Genomic DNA, 12,856 nt, shown 5'->3' with positions numbered 1-12,856 from the left:
CACGCTCCTGTGCTGCGGGAAACGCAAGAGTAAGAAGGACCCGACATGGCCCCAAAGAAAAAGGTCACCGGACTCATCAAGCTGCAGATCCAGGCAGGTGCTGCTAACCCAGCTCCACCAATCGGTCCAGCACTTGGTCAGCACGGCGTCAACATCATGGAATTCTGCAAGGCTTACAACGCAGCGACTGAGTCGCAGCGCGGTAACGTGATTCCAGTTGAAATCACCGTATACGAAGACCGTTCGTTCACTTTCATCACCAAGACTCCTCCTGCAGCTGAGCTGATCAAGAAGGCTGCTGGCGTTGCTAAGGGTTCGGGTACCCCACAGTCCCTGAAGGTTGCAAACCTTACCCAGGCACAGGTTGAGGAAATCGCCACCGCTAAGATGGCTGACCTGAACGCTAACGATCTTGCTGCTGCAGCAAAGATCATCGCCGGTACCGCTCGCTCCATGGGTGTCACCGTAGAAGGCTAATTCCGCCTTCCGCTGTTCACCTGTTGGATAGCAAATCAGAATTTAATCTAAGGCGAGACGATCCATAGATCGATTCGCCCGTGGCAGGACCGCGCGCGGTCCATATGACCACGACTGCATAAGGAGAAAACGCAGATGGCAAAGCGCAGCAAAGCATACGTAGCCGCCGCGGCTAAGATCGATGCCGACAACAATGTCTACGCTCCAGCCGAGGCAATTGCCCTGGCTAAGGAGACCGCAGGCGAAAAGGCTAACTCGACCGTTGAGGTTGCTTTCCGCTTGGGTGTAGACCCACGTAAGGCTGATCAGATGGTTCGCGGTACCGTAAACCTTCCACACGGCACCGGTAAGACCGCCCGCGTGGTTGTTTTCGCTAACGGTGACAAGGCAGAAGCAGCTCGCGCTGCTGGCGCCGACTTCGTTGGTTCAGACGACCTGATCGAAAAGATCCAGGGCGGCTGGGTTGACTTCGACGCAGCAGTTGCTACCCCTGACCTCATGGGTAAAGTTGGCCGCTTGGGTAAGGTACTGGGTCCACGTAACCTGATGCCAAACCCTAAGACCGGCACCGTAACCATGGATGTTGCCAAGGCTGTTGGCGACATCAAGGGCGGTAAGATCGACTTCCGCGTCGACAAGCACTCGAACCTTCACTTCATCATTGGTAAGGTTTCGTTCGATCAGAAGCAGCTGACCGAGAACTACGCAGCTGCACTCGAAGAGGTATTGCGCCTGAAGCCTTCGGCTTCCAAGGGTCGCTACATCTCGAAGGCTACCCTCGCAACTACCTTCGGTCCAGGTATCCCTGTTGACCCGAACGTAACCCGCGTTGAGGCCTAAGCTATTTAGCTTTTGATTTCGAGGGAGCATGCCGATCAGTCGGCATGCTCCCTCGAAGTTTAAGTGCAGTTCAACTGCTGTACTTGGCAATCCGTGATCAGGATCATGGCAATTGGGCTCGGGCTCGATTTGCTGTGGCTGCGTGATCTGTTTTAGACTAGAAATACCGAAGACCGTCGGTTGAGCAAATGGTTTCCTATTTGTTCCTAAAGGTCCGAAAGGACAACCAACGCAGGTTACATAGATTTGTTTTAACTTGAATAAGTTGAACTGCCCTGTGCTCCTGCGCGGGGCTATTTTTATGGCCTCGCCGGTTTTGAAACGGTACCGAACAAATCCCCGGAAGGAGTGTTATGGCAACCCCGAGCAAGACTGCAGCGATTGAAGAAATCACTGCGGACTTTAACGAAGCAACCGCGGCTGTCTTGACCGAATACCGTGGGCTTACCGTTGCACAGCTCAAGGAACTTCGCCGCGCTCTTGGTCAGGAGACCAAGTACGCAGTTGTAAAGAACACCTTGACCGCAATCGCAGCTAAGAACGCTGGCATCGATGCATTCGATGAGCAGCTTTCCGGCCCAACCGCTATCGCCTTTGTAAAGGGCGATGCTGTTGCTGCTGCAAAGAGCCTCACGGAATTCGCCAAGACCAACGAGAAGCTGGTCATCAAGACCGGCTGGTTCGAAGGTAAGGCGCTGGATCAGAGTGGCATCGCTGCACTGGCCGCACTGGAATCCCGCGAAACCCAGCTGGCTCGCGTTGCTGCAGTACTGCAGGCTCCGGCCTCCGCTGCTGCTCGCGCCGTCGAAGCACTGCGTGCAAAGCTCGACGAGAACGGTGGCGCAGCCACCGAGGAAGCTCCGGCAGAAGCCTAAGCTTTCGAGTTCTCTCGCAACGTAATCCCAAATTCATTCGGCCTTCGGGCCAAAACCGAAAGGACGCCTACCATGGCGAAGCTCAGCAACGAAGAGCTGCTTTCCGCATTCAAGGAAATGACCATCATCGAGCTTTCCGAGTTCGTTAAGGAATTCGAAGAGACCTTCGACGTTACCGCTGCTGCTGTTGCAGTTGCAGGTCCTGCAGGCGGCGGCGAAGCTGCTGCTGAAGAGCAGACCGAATTCGACGTTGTTCTCGAATCGGCTGGCGACAAGAAGATCGCAGTTATCAAGGAAGTTCGTGCATTGACTTCCCTGGGCCTGAAGGAAGCTAAGGAGCTCGTAGACGCAGCTCCAAAGGCTCTGCTTGAGGGCGTTGCAAAGGACGCAGCGGAGAAGGCTAAGGAGTCCCTCGAGGCTGCTGGCGCAACCGTAACCGTTAAGTAAGTACAGCGGTCACTCGCAACTTATTGCTAAGGGGTCCACAGGCGAAAGCCTGTGGACCCCTTAGCCGTTAACTGATACTTTCGTAGCAATTGTTTTATAACGTTTCTATTAACAGCGTTTATTCAAGTTCATTGCATAGGCTGAATATGTGTCAAACTCATTAGCCCCTCGGACCCACGCACCAGCGCCAAGACTTGGCTTACTCGATGCGTTGCGATTCACCGCTGCCCTGATCGTGGTGTTCTACCACTACACGGCATGGGGGCATGATCACTGGGGGACCAAGGCCGCTGAGTTCTGGCCGGTACTCTCTGAATTCACCCGCTACGGGCAATTGGGAGTACAGCTCTTCTTCCTCATTTCCGGCTTTGTTATTCTCATGTCCGTACAGGGCAAGAGCGTGATCGGTTTTATCGGATCCCGAGTTGGGCGGCTCTATCCGGCCTATTGGTTCGCCGTCCTTGCCGCCGCGGTGCTGTCGCTGAAGATCTGGCCGTCAGGTAACGATGGACGTACAGCCAGCGACATCGTGCCAAACCTGACGATGATGCAGTCAGCATTTAATATCCAAGACTTTGACGGCGTGTATTGGACCCTCTGGGTGGAGCTGAGGTTCTACATCCTGCTAGGTGTTCTATTGGCCCTCGGTTTTGTGAAGAACAAACACATCATGTGGCTCTGTGCGATCTGGCCAGGCATTGGCATGTACCTGCACTTCACCAATCTGGATAAGGCGCAGGACTGGTTTGCTGGTCAGTATGCAGCACTCTTTGCAGCCGGCATGATGCTGTTCTTGATCTACCAAAGCGGACATACCCTGATGCGTTGGACGCTGCTGATCTTTGACACCGCGATCGCAGCCTTCTTCACCGGTATCAAGGGCAGCTTTGATGCGGACTATCTCTCTGGGCTACAAATCCCAGAATGGCATTTCCAAGTCCTGGCGGTTCTCTGTGTTGCAGTACTGGCCCTATGCACCCTGACTCCACTAAAGAATGTTCGTGCAAAGTGGATGGCCGTAGCCGGTTCACTGACCTTCCCGCTCTACCTATTCCACCAGCTCTGGGGTTGGTGGATCATCGAAGAACTTCACGGGGTCTTCAACAAGTACGTGCTGCTCTTTGGACTTGTTGGACTTATGCTGCTCTGGGCTTACCTGGTGGCGCGCTTTGTAGAAAAGCCATTGGGCCTTGCCCTACGCAGCGCAACCACCAAGTCGCTGACCACAGCGGTGGAATGGATCAAGAGCTCCGTTACCCGATCCGCGTTCCCTATGCCGGAGTCGAAATATCAGCAATCGTGGCATCAAATCCGCTAACAAAATCACGAGGTTTAACCAAGAGACCATGACCGCGGTCGCCACTTCCCAAGCCAATGTGTTCAGCTTCGGGTTCCTCAAAGACACTGGAATCAACAAATACGGGTAACACCGTATGAGATCCAAACGGTGTGATGGTCCCACTTTCGTAGTGGGTGACGTCCCAGGCCACGTCCGCTGGTGGCAGCGAGAGTTTGTTGACGCCTATCTGACTGCGCAGCTTCGCCCAATCGAGCTTTCGTCCACCGGGAATCAAAGCAAAGACAAACGTGTCATCCGATTTTTTGATCACCAGAGACTTCAGTAGCTGTCCAGATTTGATCCCCAACGCTTCGGCGGCCTCCTCCAGAGAGTTAACCTTTTCGCGTGGCACTATCTCGATCGGTATGTTTCGGCGAGACGCGTCCAAGGTGACTCGGGTCAATGCCTCATCCGATTGCAACTTATTCATTAGATCTCCTGACCGTCGATGTGTGCTCGAGCATAACCATTGGGTCTTGAAGATGCCATAAACCTTGCAGCCATGCCCTTGGTACATTCAGATAGTTGCATTCAGGTTTGGCAAGAACGGCAGAGACTGAAAATGCCGTCTTGTACGCGGGGGATAGGTGGGCCAATGGACCCGCGCGGAATACCTAACTCTGCACGCTGGTTGTAATTCTTGGGCCTCAGGAAATATTCGCTATCAAAGCGGAGCGTAAGTAAATGTTGCTAGCTCACGCCAAAACTCGTTCATTTGCGGTGCACCAAGGGTACAAAAGGTCCGTTTGCTGAGATGTTTGTGCGCCTGTGACAAAACGCATACTTTGAGTTCTGCGCGCGTCGCTGCCTTAGCTGGGGCCCAAGAAAAATGGTGGGTGGGCGTGGAGAAATTACCGAGAAATAGCGGAATTAGTAGGCCAAATGCGCATTAGGAAGAGGACGCGGGGCCAAAGGTAAGTTTGTCAGGTTCATCAGAAATATGAGGATCTGCGGTGGCCGGGATTTCAACGGCGAAAACTATAGCACGGATTTGTGCACCGAGTATCGACAAGCGCAATTCCCTCCGGTAGAGTAGAAATTTGCGCCTTACTGTTTGCGCGCGCGGCCTTCATATAGCGGTGGGTTGTGCGGTCCAAAAAGAGGAACTGTTCTATGGCAGGTACCTTAGCACGGTAAGCGTTCGGAAACCTGACGGTCTTTGGAAGGATCCATCTTGGTCGCCTCGAGCAACCCTAACAACCAAACCGCTAGTTCGGCTCGCGATGCTGCATACGCTGGCCGACTTTCTTTTGCAAAGATTCACGAACCACTTGAAGTGCCTAACCTGCTGGCATTGCAGACCGAGAGCTTTGACCGCCTCGTCGGCAATCAGTTCTGGGTTGAGCGCCTAGCTAAGGCTGAAGCCGCTGGTGACACCAGCGTGCCAAACGTCTCCGGCTTGGCCGAAATCTTCGAGGAAATCTCCCCAATCGAGGACTTCCAGGACACCATGTCCTTGAGCTTCTCGGAGCCGGAGTTCGCTGATCCTAAGTACTCGATTGCAGAGTGCAAGGACCGCGACGCCACTTACTCGGCACCGCTGTATGTCAAGGCTGAATTCATGAACAATGAAACCGGCGAAATCAAGCAGCAGACCGTGTTCATGGGCGATTTCCCGCTGATGACCGAAAAGGGCACCTTCGTTATCAACGGCACCGAGCGTGTTGTTGTGTCCCAGCTGGTGCGCTCCCCAGGTGCGTACTTCGAGTCCGCACCGGACAAGACCAGTGACAAGACGATCTACTCGGCACGTATCATCCCATCCCGTGGTGCATGGTTCGAGCTGGAAATCGACAAGCGCGACCAGATCGGTGTTCGCCTAGACCGTAAGCGTAAGCAGTCGGTCACCGTGCTGCTTAAGGCACTGGGCTGGAGCGAAGAGCAGATCCTGTCCGAGTTTGGCCAGTATGATTCGATGCGCGCTACCTTGGAAAAGGACAGCATCAAGGATCAGAACGAAGCCTTGCTCGATATTTACCGCAAGCTGCGTCCAGGCGAGCCTCCTACGGTTGAGGCCGCTCAGGCATTGCTGAAGAACATGTACTTCGAGCCTAAGCGTTACGATCTGGCCAAGGTTGGCCGTTACAAGATCAACCGCAAGCTCGGTGTAGAGACTCCAGTTAACGCTGAGAACGCATCGGTGCTTTCGCTCGATGACCTTGTCGCCATGATCCGCTACCTCGTAGCTCTTCACGCTGGTGAGAAGACCGTTGAAGGTACCCGCAAGGGTGAAATCGTCGACGTTCCAGTAAACGTTGACGATATCGACCACTTCGGCAACCGTCGCATCCGCGCCGTTGGCGAATTGATCGAGAACCAGATCCGCACCGGTTTGTCCCGTATGGAACGTGTTGTGCGTGAGCGCATGACCACCCAGGACGTTGAGGCAATCACTCCGCAGACCCTGATCAACATCCGACCTGTTGTTGCTGCAATCAAGGAGTTCTTCGGAACCTCGCAGCTTTCGCAGTTCATGGACCAGAACAACCCACTTGCTGGCCTGACCCACAAGCGTCGCTTGTCGGCTCTGGGCCCAGGTGGTCTGTCCCGTGACCGCGCAGGCATGGAAGTTCGAGACGTTCACCCGTCCCACTACGGACGTATGTGCCCCATTGAAACTCCCGAAGGTCCAAACATTGGTCTGATCGGTTCGTTGGCAACCTACGGCCGTATTAACTCCTTCGGTTTCATCGAAACGCCATACCGTCGTGTATCCAACTCCGTTGTTTCCAACGAAGTTGACTACCTGACTGCAGACGATGAGCTTCAGCACTACATCGCTCAGGCTAACGCTCCACTGGACGAAAACGGACGCTTCGCTGAAGAGACCGTTTTGGTTCGTGAAAAGGGTGGTGGCGGCGAGCCTGTTATCGTCGACGCCGCTGAAGTTACCTTCATGGACGTTTCGCCTCGCCAGATGGTTTCGGTTGCAACCGCACTGATTCCATTCCTCGAGCACGACGATGCAAACCGAGCACTGATGGGCGCTAACATGCAGCGCCAGGCTGTGCCGCTGCTGAAGTCCGAGCGTCCACTGGTTGGTACCGGCATGGAGAAGTTCGCGGCAGTTGACGCCGGCGACTCCGTTGTTGCATCCAAGCCAGGTGTGGTCACCGAGGTTTCTGCTGACCTGGTTGTTGTCATGAACGATGACGGCACCGAGTCGATGTACCCAATCATGAAGTTCGCTCGCTCTAACCAGGGCAACGCTTACAACCAGCGTGTGCGCGTTTCCGAAGGCGATCGTCTGGAATTCCAGTCGATCATCGCTGACGGTCCGTCCACCGACTCCGGTGAGCTGTCCCTGGGTAAGAACTTGCTTGTGGCATTCATGTCTTGGGAAGGTTACAACTACGAGGATGCGATCATCCTCTCCCAGCGCATGATCTTTGACGATGTGCTCACCTCGATTCACATCGAAGAGCATGAAGTTGACGCTCGCGATACCAAGCTTGGTGCCGAGGAAATCACCCGCGACATCCCGAATGTCTCGGAAGATATCCTTTCCCAGCTTGATGACCGCGGCATCGTCTACATCGGTGCTGAAGTTGAAGCTGGCGACGTACTGGTAGGCCGTGTCACCCCTAAGGGTGAAACCGAGCTGACCCCAGAAGAGCGTTTGCTGCGTGCCATCTTCGGTGAGAAGTCCCGCGAAGTTCGCGATACTTCCCTGAAGGTTCCACACGGCGAGTCCGGTACCGTCATTGGTGTTCGCATCTTCGACCGCGACAACGACGATGACCTTTCCCCTGGTGTCAACCAGCTGGTCCGCGTATACGTTGCTCAGAAGCGCAAGATCTCGATCGGTGACAAGCTCGCTGGTCGTCACGGTAACAAGGGTGTCATTTCCCGCATCCTGCCACTGGAGGATATGCCATTCCTTGAGGACGGTACTCCACTGGATATCATCCTGAACCCACTGGGTGTGCCAGGCCGTATGAACGTCGGTCAGGTTATGGAAATCCACCTGGGTTGGGCTGCTAAGCAGGGTTGGAAGATCGAGGGCGAGCCTGCATGGGTTCGCGATCTGCCTAACCTGCCACGTGAGTCTGAGTCCACTACTGTGTCGACCCCGGTCTTTGATGGTGCTTCGGAAGAAGAAATCCGCGGAATCCTGGATTCGACCAGCAAGACCCGTGACGGTGTGCGCCTGATTGGTAACTCCGGTAAGGCCAAGCTGTTTGACGGTCGCTCCGGCGATCCGTTGCCAGATCCAGTTTCCGTTGGTTACATGTACATCTTGAAGCTTCACCACTTGGTGGACGACAAGATTCACGCCCGTTCCACCGGTCCATACTCCATGATCACCCAGCAGCCACTGGGTGGTAAGGCCCAGTTCGGTGGCCAGCGCTTCGGTGAGATGGAAGTTTGGGCACTGGAAGCTTACGGTGCCGCTTACACGCTGCAGGAAATCCTGACCATCAAGTCGGATGATATCCACGGCCGCGTTAAGGTCTACGAAGCAATCGTCAAGGGCGAGAACGTTCCAGAGCCAGGTGTTCCAGAATCGTTCAAGGTGCTCATCAAGGAAATGCAGTCGCTGTGCTTGAACGTTGAGGTACTTGGTACCGACGGCAACACTATCGAAATGCGTGAGTCGGACGAGGAATCGTTCCGCGCCGCTGAAGAGCTAGGCATCGACCTTTCCCGGTCGGAGCCGAACTCCGTAGAGGAAGTTTAATTTGACGCCCTGCCTGCGCTAAAACCGCAGGCAGCGGCCGAAAATTCAACCCTCATTCGTATCGACTTCAGACACCATAGAAGAGAGAAAAGGACCATATGTCCAACGATTCCTCATTCGGCCTCATGCGAATCAACCTTGCCACCGCGGATGAAATCCGTGGATGGAGCTACGGCGAGGTTAAGAAGCCGGAAACCATTAACTACCGCACCCTGAAGCCGGAGAAGGACGGTCTTTTCTGCGAAAAGATCTTCGGTCCTTCCCGTGACTGGGAATGCTACTGCGGTAAGTACAAGCGCGTGCGCTTCAAGGGCATCATCTGTGAGCGTTGTGGCGTTGAGGTGACCCGTGCGAACGTTCGTCGTGAACGCATGGGCCACATCGAGCTTGCTGCTCCAGTGACCCACATCTGGTACTTCAAGGGCGTTCCATCGCGCTTGGGCTACCTGCTTGATCTGGCTCCGAAGGACCTCGAAAAGGTCATCTACTTCGCTGCTTACATGATCACCGCTGTGAACGAAGACCGTCGTCACGCCGAAATGCCTAACCTGCAGGCCCAGCACGATCTGGAACTGCGCAACCTGGCAAACAACGCCGAAGCTGACAAGAAGGCTGTTGCAGCTGACTTGGAAGCAGAGCTTGAGCGCCTGGAAGGCGAAGGCGCGAAGAACGCCGAGCTGAACAAGGCTCGCACCCTGGCCGAGAAGACTGTTCTGCAGATCGACAAGCGTGCCAAGGCTGAGTCTGAGCGCCTGCGTGCAGTATGGGATCGCTTCAAGTCCTTGAAGGTCGCTGACCTTGAGGGTGACGAAGGCCTGTACCGCACCATGCGTGAAAAGTACGGACTGTTCTTCGAAGGCTCCATGGGTGCCGAAGCTATCCAGAAGCGTCTGGAAAACTTCGACCTCGCCGGTGAAGCTGAAGAGCTGAAGACCATCATCGAAAACGGCAAGGGCCAGAAGAAGGCTCGTGCACTGAAGCGACTGAAGGTTGTTAACGCATTCCTCGCCAATGGCAACTCGCCACGTGGCATGGTGCTTGACGCTGTTCCAGTGATCCCACCAGAGCTGCGCCCAATGGTTCAGCTTGACGGTGGCCGCTTTGCGACCTCGGACCTCAACGACCTTTACCGTCGTGTGATCAACCGCAACAACCGCCTGAAGCGTCTGCTTGATCTTGGTGCACCTGAGATCATCGTGAATAACGAAAAGCGCATGATGCAGGAAGCTGTTGACTCATTGTTCGACAACGGCCGTCGTGGCCGTCCGGTCACCGGTCCAGGTAACCGTCCACTGAAGTCCCTGAGCGACATGCTCAAGGGTAAGCAGGGTCGTTTCCGTCAGAACCTTCTGGGTAAGCGCGTTGACTACTCGGGCCGTTCGGTTATCGTTGTTGGTCCACAGCTGAAGCTGCACCAGTGTGGTCTGCCTAAGCAGATGGCTCTGGAGCTTTTCAAGCCTTTCGTGATGAAGCGCCTGGTTGACCTCAACCACGCACAGAACATCAAGTCGGCTAAGCGTATGGTCGAGCGTTACCGTCCACAGGTTTGGGATGTTCTTGAAGAGATCATCACCGAGCACCCGGTATTGCTTAACCGTGCACCAACCCTGCACCGTTTGGGTATCCAGGCCTTCGAACCACAGCTGGTTGAAGGTAAGGCACTGCAGCTGCACCCATTGGTTTGTGGCGCATTCAACGCTGACTTCGACGGTGACCAGATGGCAGTTCACCTGCCATTGAGCCCAGAAGCTCAGGCTGAAGCACGCATCTTGATGCTGTCCTCGCACAACATCTTGAAGCCTTCCGATGGCCGTCCAGTGGCATTGCCTTCGCAGGATATGATCATCGGTCTGCACCACTTGACCACCAAGCGTGCTGACGAAGTTGGCGCCGGTCGTGTGTTCGCCACCATCTCCGAGGCCATCATGGCCAAGGATCGTGGCGAGCTGCACCTGAACGCACCAATCCGCGTTCGCGTTCCAGACTTCGTTCCTTCGGAAGAGCAGCCTGCTCCAGAAGGTTGGGAGCCAGGTACCGATGCACTGTTGGAGACCTCGCTGGGTCAGGTTCTGTTCAACGACACCCTGCCTGCGGATTACCCATGGGTTGCTCGCGTAGCCGGCAAGGATGCACTCTCGGAGATCGTTAACGATCTGGCAGAGCGCTACCCTAAGGTCATCGCAGCAGCTACCTTGGATAACCTCAAGGATGCTGGTTTCTACTGGGCTACCCGCTCTGGCGTTACCGTTGCTATCTCGGACATTACCTCCAACATGGACAAGGCAGCCATCCTCGCACCTTACGAGGAAAAGGCCGCCAAGGTTCAGGCTTCTTACGACAAGGGTCTGATTGCAGATACCGAACGTCGTCAGGACCTGATCGACATTTGGACCAAGGCTACCGATGAGGTTGCTGAGGCCATGAAGAACGGCATGGAAGAGTTGAACACCATTAACCGAATGGTGACTTCCAAGGCTCGTGGTAACTACCTGCAATTGCGTCAGATTGCCGGTATTCGTGGTCTGGTGTCTAACCCTAAGGGTGAAATTATTCCTCGCCCGATTAAGTCTTCCTACCGTGAAGGCCTGTCGGTTTTGGAGTACTTCATTGCAACTCACGGTGCCCGTAAGGGTCTGGCTGATACCGCACTGAAGACCGCAAACTCGGGTTACTTGACCCGTCGTCTGGTTGACGTTTCGCAGGACGTTATCGTCCGCGAAGAGGACTGCGGTACCAAGCGCGGTTTGACCGTTGCCATTGCTGATAGCTCAGCTGGCATCCGCGTCAAGCACGAAACCGTAGAGAACTCGGCTTACACCCGTACGTTGGCTGCAGACGTGAAGAACGCTGAAGGCACCGTATTGGCTACCGCCGGTTCGGACGTAGGCGACGTGCTGATCGACGAGTTGTACAGCGCAGGCGTGGACGAAATCCGCGTTCGCTCCGTACTGACTTGCGATTCGGCTGTTGGAACCTGTGCACTGTGCTACGGCCGTTCGCTGGCCAGCGGCAAGACCGTGGACATTGGTGAGGCTGTTGGCATTATCGCTGCACAGTCCATCGGTGAGCCTGGTACCCAGCTGACCATGCGTACCTTCCACACCGGTGGTGTGGCATCGGCTGACGATATCACCCAGGGTCTGCCTCGTATTCAGGAATTGTTCGAAGCTCGTACCCCTAAGGGTGTGGCTCCGATGTCCGAGGTCACCGGTCGTGTATCGATCGAGGACGACGAGAAGCAGCTGCGCGTTGTGGTTACTCCAGACAACGGCGATGAGAAGCAGGCCTACCCGGTTCTGCGTCGTGCTCGCCTGTTGGTTGAAGATGGCCAGAACATCGTTGCCGGTACTCAGCTCACTTCCGGTACCTTGGATCCGAAGCAGGTTCTTCGAGTCCTCGGCCCACGTGAAGCACAGAAGTTCCTGGTCCGTGAGGTTCAGGACGTGTACCAGTCCCAGGGTGTAGGCATCCACGATAAGCACGTGGAAGTTATCGTCCGCCAGATGCTCCGTCGCGTCACCGTGATCGAGTCCGGCGAAACCGACTTGCTGCCAGGCGAGTTGGCTGACCGTTCACGCTTCACCGCTGCGAACCGCAAGGCCGTTTCGGAAGGTCAGCGTCCAGCTGCCGGCCGTGACGAGATGATGGGTATTACCAAGGCATCGCTTGCCACCGATTCATGGCTGTCGGCTGCTTCCTTCCAGGAAACCACCCGCGTTCTGACTCAGGCTGCGATGGAAGGTAAGGAAGATCCACTGCGCGGTCTGAAGGAAAACGTGATCATCGGTAAGCTGATCCCGGCCGGTACCGGTCTGGATCGCTACACCCAGGTCAACGTTGAGCCTACCGACGAAGCAAAGGCAACTTTGTTCACCGGTACCTCGGCCTTCTCCTCGGGTCTGTACGACGATGCACTGGAAGGTGGGCTTTCGCCTGAATTCCGTGCTATCTCGATGGACGACTACGACCACGGATCGGATTTCCGCTAAACCGGAAGAACGACACCGCTAGGTAGTTGACCCAACGCCTGCCCACTTGAAAAAGTGGGCAGGCGTTGGGCGTTTAACAAGGCAATCCTGATGCGGCTGGATGTGAGCCTGCAGATACGTTTGCGCCTACAGCAGAGTAGGCGATTGGGGGAGTGGAGGACTTAGCTGCTGATGGGCCAGACTTGCTGAAAGAAAACAAAAACTAGTT

General features: G+C 55.2%; 8 protein-coding genes. 7 read left to right on the top strand and 1 reads right to left on the bottom strand.

Annotated elements, in window-relative coordinates; translation table 11 throughout:
- Nucleotides 1-45 precede the first annotated feature (45 nt).
- The 5 genes from rplK to AC1Z3F_RS09060 all read left to right on the top strand — a co-directional run bounded on the left by rplK (nucleotide 46) and on the right by AC1Z3F_RS09060 (nucleotide 3,957).
- Complete coding sequence (gene rplK, locus AC1Z3F_RS09080; protein ID WP_022874150.1) at nucleotides 46-477, top strand: 50S ribosomal protein L11; 432 nt, start codon at nucleotides 46-48, stop codon at nucleotides 475-477.
- Nucleotides 478-612: 135 nt separating this feature from the next.
- On the top strand, nucleotides 613-1,317 hold the full coding sequence (rplA, locus tag AC1Z3F_RS09075) for a 50S ribosomal protein L1 (protein WP_131088799.1): 705 nt from the start codon (nucleotides 613-615) through the stop codon (nucleotides 1,315-1,317).
- A gap of 353 nt (nucleotides 1,318-1,670) precedes the next feature.
- On the top strand, nucleotides 1,671-2,192 hold the full coding sequence (gene rplJ / locus AC1Z3F_RS09070) for a 50S ribosomal protein L10 (RefSeq protein WP_131088798.1): 522 nt from the start codon (nucleotides 1,671-1,673) through the stop codon (nucleotides 2,190-2,192).
- A gap of 72 nt (nucleotides 2,193-2,264) precedes the next feature.
- The gene (gene rplL, locus AC1Z3F_RS09065) at nucleotides 2,265-2,639 is read left to right on the top strand and encodes a 50S ribosomal protein L7/L12 (protein WP_131088797.1); all 375 of its coding nucleotides are present in this window, start codon (nucleotides 2,265-2,267) and stop codon (nucleotides 2,637-2,639) included.
- A gap of 148 nt (nucleotides 2,640-2,787) precedes the next feature.
- A complete protein-coding gene (locus tag AC1Z3F_RS09060) occupies nucleotides 2,788-3,957 on the top strand; it encodes an acyltransferase family protein (RefSeq protein ID WP_483565580.1) in 1,170 nt (389 codons plus the stop codon).
- On the opposite strand, the gene AC1Z3F_RS09055 is transcribed toward AC1Z3F_RS09060, so the two are convergent.
- Nucleotides 3,911-4,408: an aminoacyl-tRNA deacylase gene (locus AC1Z3F_RS09055; protein ID WP_262199590.1), complete on the bottom strand. Its 498-nt coding sequence runs from the start codon at nucleotides 4,406-4,408 to the stop codon at nucleotides 3,911-3,913. The genes AC1Z3F_RS09060 and AC1Z3F_RS09055 overlap by 47 nt on opposite strands.
- Before the next feature lie 744 nt (nucleotides 4,409-5,152).
- Here AC1Z3F_RS09055 and rpoB point away from each other — a divergent pair.
- Both rpoB and AC1Z3F_RS09045 read left to right on the top strand, forming a co-directional pair.
- A complete protein-coding gene (gene rpoB / locus AC1Z3F_RS09050) occupies nucleotides 5,153-8,659 on the top strand; it encodes a DNA-directed RNA polymerase subunit beta (protein WP_262199591.1) in 3,507 nt (1,168 codons plus the stop codon).
- Nucleotides 8,660-8,757: 98 nt separating this feature from the next.
- Nucleotides 8,758-12,648 (top strand): DNA-directed RNA polymerase subunit beta', encoded by a 3,891-nt coding sequence (locus tag AC1Z3F_RS09045; RefSeq protein WP_131088793.1) that lies wholly within the window; start codon nucleotides 8,758-8,760, stop codon nucleotides 12,646-12,648.
- Nucleotides 12,649-12,856 lie beyond the last annotated feature (208 nt).

This window comes from Glutamicibacter sp. MOO4 (genome assembly GCF_056934395.1).
The sequence above is the reverse complement of the archived record's forward strand: the minus strand, read 5'-3'. Positions and strand labels throughout refer to the sequence as shown.